Genomic DNA, 21,070 nt, shown 5'->3' with positions numbered 1-21,070 from the left:
TAGAGATGCTTCGGCAAGCTCAGCATGACGGGCTTTTAGCTACTGTGGCCTTAAGGCTACTTCGCAGCCGGCAACGCCGGAAACAGCGCGGGCGCCTTGCGATGCCGGGTAGCCTGCTCATAGGCATAAACGTATTTTATCAGCGTCGGCTCATCAAATGAGCGCCCCAGAAACTGCAAACCAGCCGGCAGGTTATCGTAGGTGTAGCCCATGGGCACAGTGAAGGCCGGCTGCCCGGTGTGCGGCGCGATGAACTGGCTATTGTCGCCCCGGTAGCCTTTGAGGTCGCCTATTTTGGCGGGTGGATTGTTCCAGGTGGGATATACCAAAGCGCCCACCTGGTTTTGGTCCATCACGGCCGTAACGGCGTTGCGGAAGGCAATGCGGCGCGGGTCGGTATAGGCTTCGCCACAGCCCGCGGTGGCCTGGCCGGGCAGCACCCCATTGGCTAACTCATCCTCCAGGTTTTCTTTGATGTAGGCCGAGTATTTGCCCGAGGCCAGCACCTGGTTGATGTTTTTTACGGGAGCCCCGGGGCCCAAATCCGATAGGTAGACATTGACGTCGTGCTTGAAAACGGTGCACCAGTGGCCTTTGCTGATTTCGTCAAAATTTGGGATTTCGACCTCGACGACCACCGCGCCCGCTTTGCGTAGGTCGGCTACGGCCTGTTCAAATACGGCTTTCACCTGCGGGTCGGGGTTGCGCTCGCTCAGCGTGCCCAACACGCCAATCCGGGCGCCTTTCAAGCCGTTTTTATCAAGAAACTGGCGGTAGCCACCGGCCGGAATCTTGTCGGCACTGTAGGCCGTGAGCGGGTCGGCCGGGTCGGGGCCGGCCATTACCTCCAGCAGCCGGGTGGCGTCGGCCACGGTACGCGTCATGGGGCCGCCGGTGTCGTTGCGCAGGTACAGCGGCGTGATGCCGGCCCGGCTCAGCAAGCCCAACGTGGGCCGAAAACCAACCAGCGCGGTGTGCGACGAAGGCCCCCGGATGGAATTGCCGGTGTCGGTGCCCAGCCCTACGGTGCCCAGGCTGGCCGCCACCGCCGCGGCCGTGCCGCCACTGGAGCCCGCCGGTACATGCGCCAGGTTGTAGGGATTCCGGGTTTCGCCCGCAATGGAACTGATAGTGACCATGGGGCTGAAGGCCCATTCGGCCATGTTCGACTTGGCCAGCACAATGGCCCCCGCCGCTTTCAGGACCTTCACCATCGAGGCATCGGTGGTGGGCGCAAAGCCTTTTAGCGCCAGCGAGCCTGCGGTGGTTTGCAGGCCGGCGGTGTTGTAGTTGTCCTTCACAATCACCGGGATGCAGTGCAGGGGCCGCATGGTGCCGGTGCGCTTGTACTCGGCGTCCAGCTGCCGGGCCGTTTCGAGGGCCTCCGGGTTAGTGATGACAATGGAATTGAGCGTGGTGGGCTGGTCGTAGGCCGCGATGCGGGCCAGGTAGGCGCCCACCACTTGCTCGCAGGTGCAGTCACCGCGCTGCAGCGCCCCCTGCACGTCCTCAATAGAGGCTTCTGTCACCTCAAAAGCAGGATTTTTGGCGCGCTGTTGGCGCTCAGCAGAGCTGCAGCCACCACAGAATAACACGCCAATAGCCAGCAGCACACAGCACGAGAACCGGACAAGAATTGTCATGCTGCGAAGGTATGCCAGCCGAAGGCCCCACGTGCCTAGTGCCCGCAAGCCGGCCGCTACGCCCTTGTAAACGGGGTGGGCATTTACTTCTTAGCGCGAAACGACCAGGTGATGCGGAATACCGCTACCACGTCGCCGGCCTCGTCTACGCCGGTGCTGGTGCACACTACGGTGCGGCCCTCGCCGGTGGCGCGGCTCTCGGCTATGGCCTGGGCGATGTCGGGCCCGTTGGGCGAGTTGAAGGCAATGACTCCTACTGCTTTCTTGGCAAAATCGGCCTCCATCTTTGTCACAAGCATCGACACCGGGCTGCCGGCCTGCACGTGCATCATGGCCTGAATGCCGCTGGCCAGCTCGGCCGCCATGGCCAGGCAGGCAAAATAGATGCTGCGAAACGGGTTTTGGGTGAGGTACTTGAAGCGCACCGTAACCGTGGCCTCTTCGGGCGTGAGGCCAACGAGGCGCAGCCCCGCCAGCCAGGCCATGGGCAGCTTTTGCAGCATAAACAGCCGCAGCTTCGTGGGGCTGAGCACCTGGCGGCGAAAGGCCGCCGCTTGGGGCGTGTCGGTGAGGGCGGGCATGGGGCGAAGGTAGCTGGTAGCACTGCGAGTGGCAAACATCCACTACGACTGGCCGTGCCGCAGGCCGCCTATCAGCGCCTTTATTTCTTTGGCCTGCTGATGCCCTTTTTTGATGGCGCCTTCGGCTGAGGCAGTGCCGGGGCTGGCGCGGGGTAAATCACCAGTTCCTGATACCCAAAAGTGGGGTCAGGTTCGCGGCGGAATTCTAAAGCCGGTAATTCGCCGAGCACAATCTCGGCGGTGGTGTACACGCGGCAGCCGTCGAGCAAATGCCCGCCAATGGTCCGGCCCGTGCTGTCGGCCACCGACAAGTGCAGGTGCGAGCCGTTGGTGGACAGCGTGCCGACCAGGGACACAATCTCAAAATGGCCCCGGTACTCGGTGGGCCCGTCCTGGTTGGCCAGCCGCAGCGTGGCCACGGTGAGACTGCCCACGCAGGTGAGCACGGCCCCGGCCCGCATGTGCTGGGCCTGCACAAAGGCCGTGAGCTGCTGGCGCAAATCATCGCCGGGCCGCAGGCGCAGGGCGTAGGTTTTTAATGGGGATGACGGAGCAGCAGGCACGGCAGGATTTTTTTGGGCAACTGCCGGACCAGCCAGCACCACAAGGAGAAAGAAGCGCAGCATTGACATTACCCCAAAGAACGGCACGCGGCGGCGCGGCGCAGCACGACATCCCCGCTGTACTCCCTAAAAACCCCGCGCCTACTTGCTGAAGCGCACCGTGCCGTAGCGCACTTTGATGTTCACGTTGCCAGCGTTACGGCTCGGGATGCTACTGCCAAAAGTGCCCAGCACGTCGCTGGTGAGCGGGCCGTTTTCCTGCGAGAGCACCCGCACCATGTCTTTATCCACCAACAGCTGGCCCTGCTCGGTGCTCACATCGAAGCGAAAGCTCGGCGACTCGGCAAAGCCCAGCCGGATGGAGCTGTAGCCGCCGTCCAGGTTCACCTGCCGGAAGTTGGGGCCCATGTCACGCACCACAAAGTCGGGGCAGTAGCGCAGGGCCATGTCCAGGCCCTGGTCGAGTTTGTCCACCGTGAAGCGCGAATAGCCCGAGGAGCCGCGCAGGTTGCGCACGGTGCCCAGGGCCACGTCGCCGTACTTGCTGTGAATGGTGAGGTCCTCCACCGTCCCAATGTCAACGTCGGAATGGTTGTTGCGCAGCACCAGCGTAGTCCCCTGGTCCAGCCGCAGCCGGGCGTAGCTGGCGTCGATGCTGGCTTGGCCCGCGAAGGCAATGGTGCAGTTGCCGTTGCCAATGCGCACCAGGTTCTGCGGCCCTTCGAGACGCCCGGTGCGCAGGGTGCCGTATTCCACCGCCAGTTCGGTGGGCCCGCTCAGGTCGCCGTTGATGGCAATTTCTCCGAAGCTATTGTACAGGGCCAGGGCCGTGGTACGCGGCAGCCACACGGTGTAGTTCACTTCGTAGCGGCAGCCACCGGCCCGGCCGCGCAGCGCGGGGCCAAACAGCGTACTCACGGCCACGCCGCCGGTTTTGGCATCGTAGTCGAGCCACTGCACACCCAGCGCGTCCAGCACCTGCCGGGCCCCGGCTTCGGATTCGGAGCGGGCCACCAGCTCGGCTTCCACCTTTATTTCTTTCTTATTCCAGGGGTTTACCTGCACGCGGCCGTAGCGCGTGTGCAGCGAGAAGGCCCGGCCGCTTTTGGGCACCGCGTAGCTGCGGCTCACGCGGCGGCGCTGCTCCACTTGCAGCGTGGCCTCTTCCTGCTCGGTGGGCTGTTCCGGTTGCAGGTTTTGGGCGGGCAGCTGGCCGGCGCCGGTCAGGAAATCCTCGGCTACGAACGCCTGCACTTCCAGGGCCCGCATGGCGCGGGTGGGGCACACGGCTACCCACTGGCTGGTTTGGGCCAGCGCCACGCGGGGCTGCCACAGCCCCGCCACCGCCAGCGTCACCATTGCGGCCCGCCAGGTTATCGTAGCCATCCGGGGTTTCATTTATTGGAGGAGTTCCGGCTGTCAGCCAGCACAAAAGCGTTGGGGCCGTTTTCTTCGGTGGGCGTGCCCACCTGCAGCTGTTGGTCCAAAATATCGAGGCGAATCTGCAGGTTGCGGTTCATGGCCGTGAGCACGGCATCGGGCTGCGGGTGGTGCAGCAGCTCCACCTTCAGCTTGCGGTAGCTGGAGTCCAGCGACACCAACTCGCGCTGCCAATCGGCGGTCATGCCGGCCATGCCGGGGCCGGTCATCTCGTGCAGCTCGCTTTGGCGGCGGGCCAGCTGGCTGGTGTAGTAGGCTTCCATGCCGCGCACGGCCCGCACCAGTTGGCTATCGGCGCCGGTGCTGCGGTCGGCCGCCGTCATGGCCATGGGTGCGCTGCTCTGGTACAGGGCAGCGTCGGGCTCGGCCGCGGTGTGGGTGCCCTCGTAGCTCGCGGCGGCCACCGGCACTGGCGTGCTGTACCTGGATTTCCAGGCTTCGCTGGCACCGGCGGCAAACACCAGCAGGGCCAGCGCCGCCGCTACGCCGTAGCGCTGCAGCCAGTTGGCCCGCCCGGGAGCCACAGCCGCGCCGGCTGCGCGAGCCGAAGCCACAGGGGCACTGGCTGCATCGGCCAAGCGCATAACCGGCGTGGCAGGGGCCGCCACCGGCTCGGCCAGCTGTTGCTCCAAGGCGGCCCATAGGTCCGGGCGCGGCTCGTGCGTGTCGAAATCGGCACGGTGCCGCTCAACGAATTTTTCTAAAGAATCAGGCTTATGAGTATTCATGAAAGAGAAGCAAACGCACGGTTCTTCCAGAGTCGGCAGGTGGCGGGGATAGGCGGGGATAAACGCAACCGAGTGCCGAAGAGTGAAGCGTGGTGGGGGTTAATTAACAGCGGAAACAGAATAAATGATTAGCTAAGACCGCGCTGGGCGGCTAATTCGCGCAGCCGAACCCGGGCCCGGCTGTACTGGGATTTGGAGGTAGATTCGGAAATGCCCATGATGCTGGCAATTTCGAGGTGGTCGTAGCCTTCGAGCAGGTACAGGGTCAGCACCACCCGGTAGCCGTCGGGCAGCTCCTGAATGCAGCGGCGCAGCACGTCGGCCCGGTAGTGGGCATCGGCTTCGTCTTCGGCCGAAGGCGCGGCCTCGTCCCGCTCTTCGTGGTGCTGCTCGCCCAGCGGCACCAGCGCCAGCCGCCGCTGCCGCAGGCAATTAATGCTTTTGTTGACGACGATGCGCTTGAGCCACGCCCCAAACGCGGAGTCGCCCTTGTAGCCGCTAAGCTCCCGAAAGGCGCTCAGAAACGACTCCTGGAGTACATCTTCGGCCTCCGCATAGTCGCCGGTGATGCGCAGGGCCGCGTTGAACATGGCCTTGGCGTAGCGGCGGTAAATCTCAGCCTGCGCTTGGCGGTCGTTCAGGCGGCAGCGCTCCACCAGGGGCGCGTTGATGTCAACGTAGGCAGCAGCGGCTTCCATGCAGAAAGGCGAATTAAGAATGAGTAAGCGAGCAAGAGACCCCACGGCGGGCGCCGGGGTTGCACCGCACGGATAGGTGCGGTGCGTAGTAAATTTAAGGATTCCTGCTTAAGTCCTGTCTGTTACGCAGCCATGCCGGCCAACCGACCACCGCCGGGCAGCAACAAAAAACCCCATCGGTACTACCGATGGGGTTTTCTGTTACTGCTATCAAGCCACTGCTTACACGTCGAACTTGATGCCCTGCGCCAGCGGCAGCTCCGTGCTGTAGTTGATGGTATTAGTCTGGCGGCGCATGTAGATTTTCCAGGCGTCGGAGCCGGACTCGCGGCCGCCACCGGTTTCCTTCTCGCCGCCGAACGCGCCGCCGATTTCAGCGCCGCTCGTGCCGATGTTCACGTTGGCAATGCCGCAGTCGGAGCCGGTGGCGGCCAGGAAGGCTTCGGCCTCGCGCATATTCAGCGTGAAAATGCTGCTAGACAGGCCCTGGCGCACGTCGTTCTGCAGCGCGATGGCCTGCTCCACGTCGCCGCTGTACTTGATGAGGTAGAGAATGGGCGCGAAGGTTTCCTCCTGCACCGTGTGGTAATGGTTTTCCACTTCCACCAGCGCGGGCTGCACGTAGTGGCCGCCTTGCAGCTCGGCACCGCTCAGCACCTGGCCACCAGTGAGCAGCTTGCCGCCTTCGGCCTGCACCTTGGTCAGGGCCTCATCAAACATCTTCACCGCGTCGCCGTCGATGAGCGGGCCCACCAGCGTGCCTTCCTGCAACGGGTGCCCGATGGGCAGCTTGGGATACACGGCCAGCAGGCGGCTTTTCACTTCCTCGAAAATGCTGTCCTCGATGATGACGCGGCGCGTGCTGGTGCAGCGCTGCCCGGCCGTGCCCACCGCCCCAAACACAATGGCGCGAATGGCAATGTTGAGGTCGGCGTTTTTGGTGACGATGATGGCGTTGTTGCCGCCCAACTCCAGCAGGGCACGGCCCAGGCGGGCGCCCACTACCTCGCCTACTTTGCGGCCCATGCGGGTGCTGCCCGTGGCCGAAACCAGCGGCACGCGCTTGTCGGCGGCCATAGCGGCCCCAATGTCGGCCCCGCCGATGATGATGCTGAACACGCCCTCGGGAATGTCGTTCTCAGCCAGCACGTCCTTGATGATGTGCTGCACAGCCACGGCCGTGAGCGGGGTTTTCTCCGACGGCTTCCAGATGCTCACGTCGCCGCACACGGCGGCCAGCATGGCGTTCCAGCTCCACACGGCCACCGGGAAGTTGAAGGCCGAAATGATGCCCACCAGGCCCAGCGGCTGGTACTGCTCGTACATGCGGTGCGCGGGGCGCTCCGAGTGCATGGTCAGGCCGTGCAGCTGGCGCGAGAGGCCCACCGCGAAGTCGCAGATGTCAATCATCTCCTGCACTTCGCCCAGGCCTTCCTGCAGGATTTTGCCCATCTCGGCGCTCACCAGCTTGCCCAGCGGCTCCTTGTATTCGCGCAGCTTGTTGCCAATTTGCCGCACAATCTCGCCGCGCTTGGGGGCCGGCATCAGGCGCCAGGTCTTGAAGGCTTCCTGCGCGGTTTTAACCACGGTGTCGTAGTCTTCCACGGTGGCAAAGGCCACGCTGGCAATCGAGCGGCCGTCGGCGGGGGCCAGCACGGTGCGGCGCTCGGCGTTGGCGCTGCCACCCCACTGGCGGCCGGTGCTATACGCCGCGTTCTCAGCCTGCACGCCCAGCTGGCGCAGCACGTCCTGGATGCCGTGGGGGTCTTCGTGGGGATGAGCTACGGTTACGTCAGGTGCGGTAGCTTGTTCGAGGGCTTGCTTCATGAGGAACGGGTGGAAATACAATGGGTAATGCTGCCGCAAAGCTACGGAAAGCCCAGTGCCGCAACCATCCGTTGCCATTTTTCCCTTCCCCCATCCCGTAATCAAGGATAACCAGCGCTCATTATAAGAGCCGCGCAACTACTCCGCACTGGCTTTTTCAGCGGTCCGAACGCCGGCGCGCTCCTGCTGGTCGGTCAGCCAGATTACGGCTTCGGCTTCATCGTCGTAAAACAACGGGTACGAATCGAGGGTGGCGGCGTGGCGCAGGTGCAGCTCCATTTCGGCGCTTTCGGCCGCAAGGCGCTGGTGCGGACCGGCCAGGTAGGCCGTAAACAGCGGCCCACCAAGCGCGGAAGCAATCTGGGGCGAGAACTGCTCGCGAAACCACTCGTTGAGGTCGGGGCCGGCCAGCGGGCGCCGGCGCAGGTCCAGCAGCCAGAAGCGGCAGCTGCCGTGGGCCTTGGCCGCATCCAGCATGGCCTCGTACGTACCCTGTAGTTCGGGTGGGGGCAAGGCATGCAGCCAGCGGCCAATCAGGATTCCTAAATCGGCGCGGTATTCCAAAGGAAAAGCGTTGTTTGAGAAGGTAGCCACCGGCACTGCAAAAATTTAGCTCGTCAGTTGTACGAGGCAAGCAAAAGCCAGGTTTAGCCCGCATTGGGCTCAAAACCCAATTTTGGGCAGGCAGTTGTTGCTGGTTGGCAAGGCCCGGCGCGGCCCCTAAAGCGCATTTCGGGCTTGTGTACCGCCTAAGCGGCAACCACAGGCAATCCCCCTCCTAAACCCACAAAAAAAGCCCCTTCCAGCGTGGAAGGGGCTTTTTTGACTTGTAAACAACTGGAGCTTATTCCTGGCCGATGGGATAGTACGCCTTGCGGCCATCGGGGTAAACCCCTTCCACCAGCGCGCCCGATTTCTCGCGGGCTTCGTCGAGGTATTTTTTCACGTCGGCCGGATTGTTCACTTGGTTTTTGTCGATGCGGGTGATGATGAAACCGTCAGCAATGCCCGTCTCGCGGAAGTTGCTGCCCTTGATGCCGCTGATTTGGGCACCGCCCTCCAGGCCCAGCTTGTTCTGCTCGCGGGCCGGCACCGGCGACAACGTGGCGCCTTCGTATTTCACCGTGGCCGAAGCCGGCTCCTCGCGCACCACACTGGTGGTACCGGTCGCGTTGCGCAGCACGGCAGTCACCTCGTTTGCGGCAGTGCCGCGCAGGAAGTTCACTTTAATCTTATCGCCAGGACGGAAACGCGCCACTTGCTCCTGCAGCTGCGAGGAGGTGTTCACGCTCGCTCCGTTGATTTTGGTGATGATGTCACCCGCTTTCAGACCGGCGGCGGCGGCGGCGCTGCTCTCGCTAAAGCCCTGCACGTACACCCCATTCAGGGTAGCTAGCTTTTTCTCCGAGGCCAATCTGGCGTCTACTTCCTGAATCTGCACGCCAAGCAGGGCGCGCTGCACCACTTTGTACTTCAGCAAGTCATCGACTACTTTGCTGGCCAACGAGCTGGGAATGGCGAAGGCATAGCCCTCAAACGAGCCCGTGTGCGAAGCAATGGCCGAGTTGATGCCAATAAGGTCGCCGTTGAGATTCACGAGGGCCCCGCCCGAGTTACCGGGGTTCACCACGGCGTCGGTCTGGATAAACGACTCGATGCCCATGTTGTCCTTGCGGCGCAGGATGTCGATGTTCCGGCCCTTGGCCGAAATGATGCCGGCCGTCACGGTGGAATTCAGATTGAAAGGGTTGCCCACGGCCAGCACCCACTGGCCCACGCGCACGTCGTCGGAGTTGCCATACTTCACGAAGGGCAGGTTGTCGGCCTTCACTTTCAGCACGGCCAAGTCGGTGTTGGGGTCGGCCCCCACCAACTCGGCCTCAAACTTGCGCTTGTCGTCGAGCACTACTTCAATCTTAGAAGCCTTGTCGATGACGTGGTTGTTGGTCACGATGTAGCCGTTGGCGGCGATAATCACGCCCGAACCCGAACCCTGCCCACCGCCACGGGGCACCTGCGGGTGGCCAGGAGGCATCTGTCCCTGAAATTGCTCCAGTTGGTCGCCAAAAAACTGCCGCAGGAAGGGGTCCATCTGCTGCTGGCGGCGGTCGACGGCCGGCGCGGCGTACTCGGTCATCACGTGCACCACGGCCGGGGTTACGGCGGCGGCGGCGGCCACGAAATTCAGACCCTCGGGCACGGCGTAGGCGCTGCTGCGCATCTCAGAGGTATAACGCACCTGGGGGTCGGCAGAAACAGCCTGGGGCGCCACCGGGGCCGGCTCCAACAGCTTGTACCCCCCTACGGCCACGCCGCCGCCGAGAATGGCGGAACCGAGCAGGCCGAGCATCATTTGTTTTGCTTGCATGGGTAAGGGAAAAACGGGGAAAGATGATTTGATTATTTCAAGAACCTAATTTAGGTAAACGGCGGGTAAACCAAGTGCCCCGACTAGGAATTTTATTAGCAACGACGAAAGGATTCGCTTTCGTGTCTCAAGGTTGCTTTTGGCAGAAAGCAGGCCAAATCGCGGCGCTGATAGGATAACAACGATAACCGCAAAAAAGGCACCCCAGGGGGCGCCTTTTTTTATCGGGCCATCGGAAATTACCGAATTTCGATGCGGTGCCTGGTCACTTTCGCGGTGTCGAAGGGCAGCATGAGGCGCAGAATGCCATCGGTGAGCTCGGCGCCAATGGCCGTTGCGTTCACCGTATCGGGCAGGCGGAAACTGCGGGTAAAATCCCCGTAGTTGGTTTCCAGGCGGCGGAACTGCGGGGCCGCGCTGGCCTCTGGAGTTGCCGGGGCAGGCTGCTGGTCATCGGCTGGCGCGGCCGCTTCGGCGGGCTGCGCCGGGTTGGGGCGAGTGCCGGAAACCACGAGTTGGCCTTCAAGAAATTCAATGTTTACCGACTCCCGCCGCACGCCCGGCAGGGCTACGTGCAGCTCAAAGCCTTCGGCCGTTTCCAGAATATCGGCGGCGGGCGTGAAGGCCGGTGCGGCCGGTGCGGAAGCGGCCTGCGGGTCGCGCAGCATGCCGGCCAGCATCGCGCTCAGAGCGCGATTCGGACGCAAAGAAGAGCGGGTATTATAGAGCAAAGTTGCCATGATGGTAGGAGTAATTTAAGTGTGACAAATAGCAGGTAGTGCCGCAACGGGCACACCTACATTCCTTAAATTCTATACCAAATCCGCGGAGCGTTCTAATTGCGCCATTTTGTCTTTTTGAAACAGAACCGACAGTAATCAACTTGGCAGCAACCTGTTGCAAAACATCACTCCCAGCAGTGAGCTGAATTTTTTAGGAAAACCAGATTGCGTCATTTTGGCACAGAACCTCCAGTTACCCTAATGCTGGCTGGGCAGCTGCCGCCGCTCACCTGCCGCTGCGGCACCCCCGAGCGTGAGCCGCACGTCCAGGCCCACTAGCGGGGTCAGCAGATTGGTGCGGCCCCCTCCCACTTGCTTGCCCGCGTTGTCAAACTGGGGCAGCGTATTGATGTACCACGTTTGGGACGCCACCCAGGGCGTGATGTCCAGGTAGGACGAAAAGCGCAGGCCCACCTCCCCGCGCAGGTTGCCGAAATCGACCACCCGCTCCTTCAACTCGTTGTCGTCGCGCTGCAGCCGGACGTAGGCTGCCGCTTCGTAGGCCAGCCGGGGGCGCAGGCTCACTTTTTCACCCACGGCCAGCGGCCGTTCCACGTCCAAGCGCAGGCGCGCCAGGGCGCGGTCCTTCACGTCGCTGCCCAGCACATCGTAGGTAGTGCCGTATTCGGCCCCCAGCCGCTGGCCGAAAACAAAGCCGCCAGCGGTGCTCGTGTGCCGCAGCAGCAGTCCCGGAATGATGTTGCCAGCCTGCCCGATGAAGTCGCCGTAGCCGTCATTAGGGCCGCCCAAAATGCGCAGTGTGGCCCCGCTGCTCCACTTTTCGCTCCAGAAACGCTCGTATCCCAGCCGCAGCTGCCCACCGGCAAAAGTGGGACCGCCGCTATTCCCGGGCGCCAGCGCGCTGATTCCCACCAGCAAATAATCGCTGCCCTTCAGTGCCAGCTCTACTTGTGCTTCCGGCTGCAGGGCAAGGTTCCCCACGTTTCGGCGCTGCGCAACCGCAGGCAGGGACAGCAACAAACCAGCCGCTGCAAGCAGCAAACGAGGGACAGGACGCATTCGGGAAGGGTGTAAATTGATGATATGGAACCGGGCTTATTTCCCAGCCAGCTCTTTTACTGCTAGCCAGGCCATCAGGCCCGGGCCGGTGGCCAGCGCTTTTTCGTCGATATCGAAGGTGGGCGTGTGCACCGAAGCGGCAAAGCGGCCGTCCTCGTGCCGCGTGCCGAGGCGGTAAAAGCAGGCCGGCCCAGCCTGGGAGAAGTAGGCAAAGTCCTCGGCCGCCATCCACTGGTCCAGCTCCACCACGTTTTCAGGGCCCAGGTATTCTTCGGCGGCGGCTTTCACGCGGGCCGTGAGGGCAGGCTCGTTTTCCAGATACGGGTAGCCCCGGCGGATTTCCAGCTCGCACACCGCGCCCATGCTCTCGGCCAGGCCTTCGCAGAGGCGCCGCAGGTGCTGGTGGGCCTCGTTGCGCCACTCCTCGTTCAGGGTTCGGAAGGTGCCTTCGAGGTAGACTTCGTTGGGAATAACGTTGGTGGCGCCGTTGGCGATGACCTTCCCAAAGCTCAGCACCGACGGCAGCTTGGGGTTGGCGCGGCGGCTCACAATCTGCTGCGCGGCCACGATGATGTGGGCCGCTACCAGTACCGGGTCGAGGTTCATTTCGGGCATGGCACCGTGGCCGCCCTTGCCGCGCACGGTCAGGTACAGCTCGTCGGTGCTGGCCATGTAGCGGCCTGAGCGCAGGCCCACCTTGCCCGCGGCAAATGCGGAAATACGTGCTGGCCCAGCACGCGGGAAACCGCTGGGTTTTCTAGCACGCCTTCCTTAATCATGAGCGAAGCACCGCCGGGCAGTCGCTCCTCCCCCGGCTGAAACATCAGCTTGATATTGCCCTTGAACTCGCCCTTCAACTCGTTGAGAATGCGCGCCGCGCCCAGCAGCGAGGCCGTGTGCACATCGTGGCCGCAGGCGTGCATCACGCCGGGGTTGGTGGATTTGTAGGGCACGTCGTTGGCCTCCAGAATGGGCAGCGCATCCATATCAGCCCGCAGAGCAATGGTGGGGCCACCGGGCAGGCCTTCAATCAGGGCCACCACGCCGGTGTTGGCAATGGGCCGGGGCTGCAGGCCGAGCTTTTCCAATTCCCGCGTCACGAAAGCCGCCGTGTTGGTTTCCTCAAATGACAGCTCGGGGTGCGCGTGCAGGTGGCGGCGCAGGGCCACGGTATCGGCGGCGTGTTGGGTGGCGAGGCGCTGAATCTGGGCGAGGATTTCGGACATAACAGGAAACGTTGGCGGTAAACTCTTCTCCTTAGCCAGGAAGGGATGTTCGTGCTTCAGCGCGGACGTGGGTGGTAAAGGCATTGAACAGTAACGGAACAGCTCGCTCGCAAGTCTTGCAACGCCTACAACCACCCCAGCCGGTGCTTCGCACCGGCGTCCCCTCCTTGGTAAGGAGGGGAGTTACCGTTCTTTCCCCCTCCCCTACGGGTTCTTATTCAGCAGCACCTGCGTGGATTCCAGCTCCAGCTTGGGCGCCAGGCCGCGCAGCTTGGCCAGCGCCCGGGCCGCTTCCAGCTTGGTGAGGTAGTCGCCGATGTACAGGCGGTACACCGGCGACTTGAAGGTGATGTAATCGGTCTCTTCTGGGTAGCGCCCAATAATGCTGCGGCGAATGGCCATCACCTTGTCGCGCTCCAGGCCCAGGTACACCAGAATGCGGTAGCCTTGGGCATATTTCACGTTCTGGTTGGTGTAGGCCTGGTCACGCAGGCGCTGCTCTATCTGGGCGTTCACCTGGTTGGTGGGCACCGGGGCCGGGCGCACGGGGGCTCCCGCGGGCGCCGCTTTGGGCGCCGGGAACACGGGCCGGTACCGGGTCACGTCCTCCGCCGGCATGGGCGCGGCGCTGGCCGCCGCCGAAGCCGGCTTTTTGGTGGTGTCGGCCGGGGCGCTGGCGCGCGGGGCCTGGGTGGCGGTGCTGGCACAGGCGGCCAGCCCCAGCAGCAGGGAAGCCATCAGCATCTTAGGCAGCAGTCGTTTCATCGGTTGCAGTAATCAGGGCCACACTATTAGACGAGCCGATGCGGTCGGCGCCGGCAGCTACCAGGGCATCGACGGCTTCGCGGGTGCGAATGCCCCCGGCGGCTTTGATGCGCACGGTTTCGGGCAGCACGCGGCGCATCAGCTCCACATCGGCCACCGAGGCGCCGCGGCTGGCAAAGCCGGTGGAGGTTTTCACGAAGTCGGCCTCGCCGGCCACGCAAAGCTGGCAGGCCAGCTCTATTTCGGCTTCGGTAAGCAAAGCCGTTTCAATAATGACTTTCAGCAGGGCCTGGTGGACGTGGCACAGGTCGGCCAAGTCGATAATTTCGGCCTGAATGGCCTCGGTCTTGCCCGACTTCAGGGCCGAAATATTGATAACCATGTCCAACTCGGTGGCACCGTTGTACAGCGCCACTTCCGCTTCCTTGAACTTAACGTTGGAAGCAGAATACCCCAACGGAAATCCAATTACGGTGCAAATGCCCACCGCTGTCCCGGCCAGCTTTTCGGCGGCCAGGGCCACGTAGCACGGCGGCACGCACACGCTGGCAAAGCCGTGAGCGGCGGCTTCTTCGCACAGGTGCAATATCTGTGCTTCGGTGCAATCCGGACGCAGCAGGGTGTGGTCGATGTGGGCGGCAAGGGTCATGGGGCAAAGGTAGCGGGTAAGTCTGGCCTACTCCACCACGAGGCGGCAGGTTGCGGCCTTGCCACCGGCGCTTACCTGCACGGCGTACAGACCGGCGCGGAAGCCAGCCAAGTTTAATTCCAGTTGGCGTTCTGACGCGGGCAGCGCTACAGTTTGGGTATGCACGGCGCGTCCTAGGGCGTCGAGCACGGTGAGCGTGGCCCTGGCAGCCCCAACAATGGGCGGCAGTTGCACCGTGACGCTCGTGTGCGAGGGATTAGGGAATACCGCCAAGCCATCAGGTAATGCCGGAGACAACGCACTCAGGCCGGTGATTGTGCTAAAGCTAGCCAAGTAAGCAACTGTGGCAGTAGTGGAAAGCCCCGTGATGTTTTGGCTACCGAAGCGAGCCGGCGGGTTAACTGCGCCCGTCACGTAGAGGTTGGTAGTGCTCAGGGCCACGCTGGTGGCTATATCGGAAAACGCGCCGCCTGCCTGCTGCGCCCAAACGAAGGTGCCCGCCGAACCCGCATCGGTGAGCTTGGTTACAAAAATATCGGGGTTGACGCCATTGTAACCTAAGTTGGTTAAAGCCGTGTTGCCGAAACTGGCAGTTTCGCTGTTGAACCGACCCACTAGGTAGACGCTCGGGCCACTCAGTACCATGTCAGTGACAAAGTCGTCGCTTTCGCCCCCCGCCTGGCGGGCCCAGGTAAAGGTGGCACTGGTGCCGGCATCCGTCATTTTCGTTACAAAGGCATCGGTGGCAAAGCTGCCCGCAGGTGCAGCATTGGTTAAGGCAATGCTGCCAAAGCTGGCCGAGCTTTCAAACGTTCCGGCCACATACACATTTGACCCACTTACTTCCACTGCCACGGCGCGGTCGTTTCGCACCCCACCGGCCTGCTGGGCCCACACGAAGCTTGCGGTGGCGCCGGCATCTGCGAGTTTGGCCACAATTACGTCGCTTAGTCCGGTAGTGGTCAAGGTGACGCCGCCAAACGCCGCAGCCGTGCTATTGGAGCTACCAGCTATGTACACGTTCGCCCCGCTCACGGCTACCGCCTGGGAATAGTCGTCGCCGGAGCCGCCAGCCTGTTGGGCCCAGGCAAAGTCAGCGCTCGCGCCCGTGTCGGTCAGTTTGGCCACGTACAGGTCCTGCCCCCCAGCGCTGCTGAGACGCGCAGTGCCGAAACTAGCCTGGGCTCCTGAAAAATCACCGGTTATGTACACGCTGTTCCCGTTCACGGCTACTGCCTGAGCGTCGTCATCGGCGACCCCACCGGCCGTTTTGGCCCAGTCAAAGCTTGCATCGGTACCCGCATCAGTGAGCTTAGCCACGAATCCATCATTCCCGCCGGTACTGGTCAGGCTAATGTTGCCAAAGCTGGTGGTGCCCCTGAACGAACCCACCAAATACACGGCATTCACCCCTACGGCCAACCCCCGCACAGAAAAGCTACCGCCCCCACCAAAGCGCTGCGCCCAGGCAAACCCGGTGGCGCTATTCCACTTGGCCAAAAAGCCTTCGATGTCGTTGCTGGCACTACTGGTTAAAGCGATGCTGCCAAACTGAACCGTGCCGCGAAAAGCTCCGGCTATATACACATTACCAGCAGCATCGGTTGCGACTGCTCTGGCAGTGGAAAAGCTGCCACTAGCTTGATTGGCACTCACCACTGTTTGCCAGGCCGGCGCTTGCCCGCGAGCAATTGGCCCCATGGCCAAGACCAATAATAATGCAGCAAATTGCCAGCCACGCACACAAGAGTATATGGTTTCCATCCAAAAAAAGCTTTCCAGCCACGGCACCCGTTTGTTTCGGGCTCGGTAAATATACCCAGCCTGCTTGCCCTATCTGGCCCCACCAACGAAAACGCCCCGACCAATTGGCCGGGGGCGTTTCTACGTTCATCTTAAATGCAGTTCGTTATTCCACTAGTACGGCGCGGCCACTTTCCACGTCCTGCTCCACGGACTTGTACTTCACGTCGCGTTTCACGGTGCCGTCCATGTACTGCACGTTCACTTTGTCGTTGCGGTTGGCCACTTTCTGGCTGCGCACAGGCACCTGCTTCTCCGCCACCTGGGGCGACTGATAGTCGGGGCCCATGTCCTCGGGCCCGGCGCCCAAGCTGTCCAGATTACTCTCGTGCTCCGAGGTCAGCTCCGGGGTGGGCTCCTCGTCCTCGAGGTAGTAGTCCTGCTCTTCGTTGGTGCCCACAGCGCCTTGCTGCACCGGCACGTCGGCGTGGAACAGGAACGAAGTCGTTTCCTCGTTCACCTTGCCAATCATGCGCTTGAACAGCTCGAACGATTCGAACTTGTACACCAACAGCGGGTCCTTCTGCTCGTACACGGCGTTTTGCACCACTTGCTTCAGGTCGTCCATCTGGCGCAGGTGTTGGGTCCAAGCCGTGTCAATCACGCTCAGCACCACCACTTTCTCCATCTGACGCAGAATGTCGTGGCCACCGGTGGCCTGGGCGCGCTTCAGGTTGGCAATGGCCTGCACCTGCTTCTTGCCATCGGTGAAGGGCACGGCGATGTTCTCGTAGGGCGAGCCGTTGTTGAGCAGGTCGTTCACCAGCGGCAGGGAATTGCTGGCGATGTGCTCATTCTTGCTCTGGAAGTATCCCAGGGCCTCTTCGTACAACTTTTGGGTAAGCGCGGGCAGCTGCAGGCTGGTCAAATCCGAGGCCGTGAGGTACGTATCGTAGCCGAACACCTTGATAACTGCCAGCTTGAAGTCCTCAAAGTCGCCCGTGATTTTGTGACCGGCCGCAATGTCCTCGCTCACGTCATAAATCATATTGAGGATATCAACTTCCATGCGGTCGCCGTGCAGGGCGTTGCGGCGGCGCTTGTACACCACTTCGCGCTGGGCGTTCATCACGTCGTCGTATTCCAGCAGGCGCTTGCGGGTGCCGAAGTTGTTCTCTTCCACCTTCTTCTGAGCGCGCTCGATGGAGTTGGTAATCATGGAGTGCTGAATCACCTCGCCCTCTTCCATGCCCATGCGGTCCATCAGCTTCGCAATCCGGTCCGAGCCGAACAGGCGCATCAGGTTGTCCTCCAGGCTCACGAAAAACTGCGAGGTGCCCGGGTCGCCCTGGCGGCCGGCGCGGCCTCGCAGCTGGCGGTCTACCCTGCGGCTTTCGTGGCGTTCCGTACCAATGATGGCCAGGCCACCCGATTCTTTCGACGTTTCGCGCAGCTTGATGTCGGTGCCGCGACCGGCCATGTTGGTGGCAATGGTCACGGTGCCGGGGAAACCGGCGCCGGCCACAATCTCAGCCTCGCGCTGGTTCTGCTTGGCGTTCAGCACTTGGTGCTGAATACCGCGTAGCTTGAGCATGCGCGACATCAGTTCCGAAATTTCGACCGAAGTCGTACCCACGAGCACGGGGCGGCCGGCTTCCACCAGCTTCTGGATTTCCAGGGCTACGGCGTTGTATTTCTCGCGCACCGTCTTGTACACCTGGTCGTCGGAGTCCTTGCGCGAAATGATGCGGTTAGTGGGAATTACTACCACGTCGAGCTTGTAGATTTCCCAGAACTCGCCGGCTTCGGTTTCGGCTGTGCCGGTCATGCCGCACAGCTTGTGGTACATGCGGAAGTAATTCTGCAGCGTCACGGTGGCATAGGTCTGGGTGGCGTCTTCCACGCGCACGTTTTCCTTGGCCTCTATGGCCTGGTGCAGGCCATCGGAGTAGCGGCGGCCTTCCATGACGCGGCCGGTCTGCTCGTCCACAATTTTCACCTTGCCGTCGTCGGTTAGGATGTACTGGTCGTCCTTCTCAAACAGGGTGTAGGCCTTAAGCAGCTGGTTCACGGTGTGCACCCGTTCGCTTTTCTCCTGGTAGTCGCTCATCAGCTTCTCCTTCTGATGCAGCTTTTCCTCGCTGGTGAGCGTAGCGCTTTTCTCGATGTCGGCAATGGCCATGCCGATGTCGGGCATGATGAACAGTTGCGGGTCTTCGCCCTGGGCCGTAATCAGGTCGATGCCTTTTTCGGTCAGTTCAATTTGGTTGTTCTTCTCGTCAATCGTGAAGAACAGCGGCATGTCGGCCTTGGGCATCTGGCGCGAGTTGTCGGCCAGGTAGTGGTTTTCGGTGGCCTGCAGCACCGCCCGAATGCCGGGCTCAGAGAGGAACTTGATGAGGGGCTTGCTCTTGGGCAGGCCGCGGTGGGCGCGGAACAGCATCAGGCCGCCTTCGCCGTTTTTGTCACCCTCCTCGGGGCCGGTTTTGCCGGCCGCAATCTGCTTGCGGGATTCCACGAGGTAGGCCTGCACCACCTTCTTCTGCTCGTCTACCAAGCGCTGGATGCGCGGCTTGAGCTGGTAGAACTCGTGCACGTCGCCGCGCGGCACGGGTCCGGAGATGATGAGCGGCGTCCGCGCATCGTCAATCAGCACGGAGTCTACTTCGTCGACCATGGCAAAATGGTGCTTGCGCTGCACCAGCTCCTCGGGGTCGCGCGCCATGTTGTCGCGCAGGTAGTCGAAGCCAAATTCGTTGTTGGTGCCGTAGGTAATGTCGGCCTGGTAGGCGGCGCGGCGCTCGGGCGTGTTGGGCTGGTGCTTGTCGATGCAGTCCACGGTGATGCCGTGGAACTCGAACAGCGGCGCGTTCCACTCGGAGTCGCGCTTGGCCAGGTAGTCGTTGACAGTCACTAGATGCACGCCGCGCTTCGACAGCGCATTCAGGAACGACGGCAGAGTCGAGACCAGCGTTTTGCCCTCGCCCGTGGCCATTTCGGCAATTTTGCCCTGGTGCAGCACCACGCCGCCGATGAGCTGTACGTCGTAGTGCACCATGTCCCAGGTGATTTCGGCACCGCCGGCCAGCCACTTGTTGGCCCAGATGGCCTGGTCGCCCTGAATCACGCAGTTGGCGTGCGTGGCGGCGTACTCGCGGTCGTGGGCGCTGGCCGTCACCACCAGCTGGCCGTTTTCCTTGTAGCGGCGGGCAGTTTCCTTCACAATGGCAAAGGCCGCCGGCAACACCTCCAGCAGCACGGCTTCGAGGTCTTTGTTGCGCTGCTTCTCCAGCACGTCAATCTGCTCGAAAAGCACCTCTTTCTGGGCTACGTCGAGCTGGGGCTGGTTATCGATTTGCCCATGCAAACCGCCAATCTGCTCATCAATGCCCGCCAGACGCTCGGCAATGCGCACCCGGACACTTTGGGTCTGCTCGCGCAGCTGGTCGTCGGTCAGGCCGGCCAGTTTGGCATATTCGGCGTTAATCAGCGCCACGTAGGGCACGATTTCCTTTAAATCGCGCTCCGACTTGGAGCCAAATAGTTTGGCGACGGTCTTGCCTAGGAATTCAAACATCAGGTGGTTTTTATAGCGAATGGCGCTGGCGCGCCCCGCAAATTTACGGAGCGTTCCGCTAAAACCGTCCCAAAACAAAAAGCCCCGCCAAATTGGCGGAGCCCTGCCAGGCGGGGATTCCTAGAATTTGTAGAACGTCATGCTGAGCTTGTCGAAGCATCTCTACCGCGCCTCTAGCCCTTTTGATTGGGTTACTACAGCGGTAGAGATGCTTCGGCTACGCTCAGCATGACGTTCTTTATCTATTCTGCAGAGCGAAAAACTACTCCTGCTTAGGCGAGCGGCTCACCAGCTTGTCGACCAGCGCCGTGCTGCCCGAGATTGTGGGCAGTACCGGTTTGGTAGCTTTCTCTTTCTCAGTCAGCTTCTTGTAGAGCGTGAGGGCCTGGGCTACTACCTGGTCCATGTTGTAGTACTTGTAGGTAGCCAAGCGGCCCACAAAGTGCACGTTGGGCGTCTCATCGGCCAGCTTCTTGTACTTGTTGTAGAGCTCGGCATTTTCCTGCATCGGAATGGGGTAGTACGGGTCGCCCTCGGCCTGTGGGTACTCGTACACGATGGCCGTTTTGGGGTGCTCCTGGCCGGTGAGGGCCTTAAACTCGGTGATGCGCGTGTAGAGGTTGTCGTTGGGGTAGTTCACCACGGGCGCGGCCAAGTGCTTTTCCTTGCTCAGCGTCTCGTGCCGGAACTCCAGCGAGCGGTAGGGCAGCTTGCCAAATTTGAAGTCGAAATACTCATCAACCGGGCCCGTGAAAATCATTTCCTTGAAAGGAATAAAGTCCATTACCTCGTGGTAATCGGTGTTGAGCATCACCTTGATGTTGGGGTGGTCGAGCATTTTCTCGAACATCCGGGTGTAGCCGTGCAGGGGCATGGCCTGGTAGGTGTCGGTAAAGTAGCGGTCGTCGCGGTTGGTGCGGGTAGGCACGCGGCTGGTCACCGACTTATCGAGCTGTGAGGGGTCGAGGCCCCACTGCTTGTTGGTGTAGTTCTTGAAGAACTTGTTGTAGAGCTCACGGCCTACTTTGCTCACCACCACGTCTTCTGAGGTTTTAACGACGTCCACCTTCTCGGCCACCGACTCGAAGAACTGCTCCACCTCAAAGCTGGTCAGGCTCAGGCCGTATAGCTGGTTGATGGTGTCGAGGTTGATGGGCATGGGCACCAGCTGGCCGTCTACCGAGGCCAGCACGCGGTGCTCGTATGGGCGCCAGTCGGTGAAGTGGCCGAGGTAATCGAATACGTCCTTGGAATTGGTGTGGAAGATGTGCGGGCCGTACTTGTGCACCAGAATGCCGTCTTCGTTGTAATGGTCGTAGGCATTGCCCGCAATGTGGCTGCGCTTATCGATAATGAGGACCTTCTTATTGCTGCGGGTGGCCAGCCGTTCGGCTAGCACGCTGCCGGCAAAACCGGCCCCAACGATGAGGTAATCGAACATGGTGCGTAGGAGTATGGAA

Annotated in this window: 16 protein-coding genes and 1 pseudogene; all 17 read right to left on the bottom strand. The window is 61.7% G+C overall.

Annotated elements, in window-relative coordinates:
- Window positions 1-56 precede the first annotated feature (56 nt).
- The gene (locus BEN47_RS09015) at window positions 57-1,643 is read right to left on the bottom strand and encodes an amidase family protein (protein ID WP_070727384.1); all 1,587 of its coding nucleotides are present in this window, start codon (window positions 1,641-1,643) and stop codon (window positions 57-59) included.
- Between the two features lie 83 nt (window positions 1,644-1,726).
- Window positions 1,727-2,224 carry a PaaI family thioesterase gene (locus tag BEN47_RS09010; RefSeq protein ID WP_070727379.1) on the bottom strand — a complete coding sequence of 166 codons (498 nt, stop codon included), beginning with the start codon at window positions 2,222-2,224 and terminating at the stop codon, window positions 1,727-1,729.
- Between the two features lie 80 nt (window positions 2,225-2,304).
- Window positions 2,305-2,850 (bottom strand): PPC domain-containing DNA-binding protein, encoded by a 546-nt coding sequence (locus tag BEN47_RS09005; protein WP_094123015.1) that lies wholly within the window; start codon window positions 2,848-2,850, stop codon window positions 2,305-2,307.
- A 78-nt stretch (window positions 2,851-2,928) separates the two neighbouring features.
- Window positions 2,929-4,173, bottom strand: a complete 1,245-nt coding sequence (locus tag BEN47_RS09000; protein ID WP_125921593.1) for a hypothetical protein — start codon at window positions 4,171-4,173, stop codon at window positions 2,929-2,931.
- An 8-nt stretch (window positions 4,174-4,181) separates the two neighbouring features.
- Window positions 4,182-4,955: a hypothetical protein gene (locus BEN47_RS08995; RefSeq protein ID WP_070727372.1), complete on the bottom strand. Its 774-nt coding sequence runs from the start codon at window positions 4,953-4,955 to the stop codon at window positions 4,182-4,184.
- Window positions 4,956-5,083: 128 nt separating this feature from the next.
- Window positions 5,084-5,653, bottom strand: coding sequence for an RNA polymerase sigma factor (locus BEN47_RS08990; protein WP_070727369.1), 570 nt, complete (start codon window positions 5,651-5,653; stop codon window positions 5,084-5,086).
- A gap of 222 nt (window positions 5,654-5,875) precedes the next feature.
- Entirely contained in the window at window positions 5,876-7,480 is a 1,605-nt protein-coding gene (gene amaB / locus BEN47_RS08985) for an L-piperidine-6-carboxylate dehydrogenase (protein ID WP_083322281.1), read from the bottom strand.
- A gap of 138 nt (window positions 7,481-7,618) precedes the next feature.
- Window positions 7,619-8,074 (bottom strand): hypothetical protein, encoded by a 456-nt coding sequence (locus tag BEN47_RS08980; RefSeq protein ID WP_125921592.1) that lies wholly within the window; start codon window positions 8,072-8,074, stop codon window positions 7,619-7,621.
- Between the two features lie 250 nt (window positions 8,075-8,324).
- Window positions 8,325-9,848, bottom strand: a complete 1,524-nt coding sequence (locus BEN47_RS08975) for a Do family serine endopeptidase (protein WP_070727360.1) — start codon at window positions 9,846-9,848, stop codon at window positions 8,325-8,327.
- Between the two features lie 239 nt (window positions 9,849-10,087).
- A complete protein-coding gene (locus tag BEN47_RS08970; RefSeq protein WP_158010944.1) occupies window positions 10,088-10,555 on the bottom strand; it encodes an Hsp20/alpha crystallin family protein in 468 nt (155 codons plus the stop codon).
- Window positions 10,556-10,828: 273 nt separating this feature from the next.
- On the bottom strand, window positions 10,829-11,650 hold the full coding sequence (locus BEN47_RS08965) for a hypothetical protein (protein ID WP_125921591.1): 822 nt from the start codon (window positions 11,648-11,650) through the stop codon (window positions 10,829-10,831).
- 36 nt (window positions 11,651-11,686) lie between these two features.
- Window positions 11,687-12,876 (bottom strand): annotated as a pseudogene (locus BEN47_RS08960) (M20 metallopeptidase family protein).
- Between the two features lie 204 nt (window positions 12,877-13,080).
- Window positions 13,081-13,641, bottom strand: coding sequence for a sporulation protein (locus tag BEN47_RS08955; protein ID WP_125921590.1), 561 nt, complete (start codon window positions 13,639-13,641; stop codon window positions 13,081-13,083).
- Entirely contained in the window at window positions 13,622-14,290 is a 669-nt protein-coding gene (deoC, locus tag BEN47_RS08950; protein WP_070727350.1) for a deoxyribose-phosphate aldolase, read from the bottom strand. Before deoC ends, BEN47_RS08955 begins: the two co-directional genes overlap by 20 nt.
- A 27-nt stretch (window positions 14,291-14,317) precedes the next feature.
- The gene (locus BEN47_RS08945) at window positions 14,318-15,991 is read right to left on the bottom strand and encodes a T9SS type A sorting domain-containing protein (protein WP_158010942.1); all 1,674 of its coding nucleotides are present in this window, start codon (window positions 15,989-15,991) and stop codon (window positions 14,318-14,320) included.
- Between the two features lie 208 nt (window positions 15,992-16,199).
- Window positions 16,200-19,610, bottom strand: coding sequence for a preprotein translocase subunit SecA (gene secA, locus BEN47_RS08940; protein WP_070727516.1), 3,411 nt, complete (start codon window positions 19,608-19,610; stop codon window positions 16,200-16,202).
- 262 nt (window positions 19,611-19,872) lie between these two features.
- Window positions 19,873-21,051, bottom strand: coding sequence for a UDP-galactopyranose mutase (glf, locus tag BEN47_RS08935; RefSeq protein ID WP_070727344.1), 1,179 nt, complete (start codon window positions 21,049-21,051; stop codon window positions 19,873-19,875).
- Window positions 21,052-21,070: the final 19 nt, after the last annotated feature.

It is taken from the genome of Hymenobacter lapidarius (assembly GCF_001816145.1).
Taxonomy (GTDB): domain Bacteria; phylum Bacteroidota; class Bacteroidia; order Cytophagales; family Hymenobacteraceae; genus Hymenobacter; species Hymenobacter lapidarius.
Note: the sequence above shows the minus strand (reverse complement) of the source record. Positions and strands in the feature narration are given on the sequence as shown.

Coding starts and splice junctions, on each gene's coding strand:
- BEN47_RS08965 (WP_125921591.1), bottom strand. CDS start 11,650: ATGCGTCCTGTCCCTCGTTTGCTGCTTGCAGCGGCTGGTTTGTTGCTG.
- BEN47_RS09000 (WP_125921593.1), bottom strand. CDS start 4,173: ATGGCTACGATAACCTGGCGGGCCGCAATGGTGACGCTGGCGGTGGCG.
- secA (WP_070727516.1), bottom strand. CDS start 19,610: ATGTTTGAATTCCTAGGCAAGACCGTCGCCAAACTATTTGGCTCCAAG.
- BEN47_RS09005 (WP_094123015.1), bottom strand. CDS start 2,850: ATGCTGCGCTTCTTTCTCCTTGTGGTGCTGGCTGGTCCGGCAGTTGCC.
- BEN47_RS08945 (WP_158010942.1), bottom strand. CDS start 15,991: ATGGGGCCAATTGCTCGCGGGCAAGCGCCGGCCTGGCAAACAGTGGTG.
- deoC (WP_070727350.1), bottom strand. CDS start 14,290: ATGACCCTTGCCGCCCACATCGACCACACCCTGCTGCGTCCGGATTGC.
- glf (WP_070727344.1), bottom strand. CDS start 21,051: ATGTTCGATTACCTCATCGTTGGGGCCGGTTTTGCCGGCAGCGTGCTA.
- BEN47_RS08975 (WP_070727360.1), bottom strand. CDS start 9,848: ATGCAAGCAAAACAAATGATGCTCGGCCTGCTCGGTTCCGCCATTCTC.
- BEN47_RS08955 (WP_125921590.1), bottom strand. CDS start 13,641: ATGAAACGACTGCTGCCTAAGATGCTGATGGCTTCCCTGCTGCTGGGG.
- BEN47_RS09015 (WP_070727384.1), bottom strand. CDS start 1,643: ATGACAATTCTTGTCCGGTTCTCGTGCTGTGTGCTGCTGGCTATTGGC.
- amaB (WP_083322281.1), bottom strand. CDS start 7,480: ATGAAGCAAGCCCTCGAACAAGCTACCGCACCTGACGTAACCGTAGCT.
- BEN47_RS09010 (WP_070727379.1), bottom strand. CDS start 2,224: ATGCCCGCCCTCACCGACACGCCCCAAGCGGCGGCCTTTCGCCGCCAG.
- BEN47_RS08990 (WP_070727369.1), bottom strand. CDS start 5,653: ATGGAAGCCGCTGCTGCCTACGTTGACATCAACGCGCCCCTGGTGGAG.
- BEN47_RS08995 (WP_070727372.1), bottom strand. CDS start 4,955: ATGAATACTCATAAGCCTGATTCTTTAGAAAAATTCGTTGAGCGGCAC.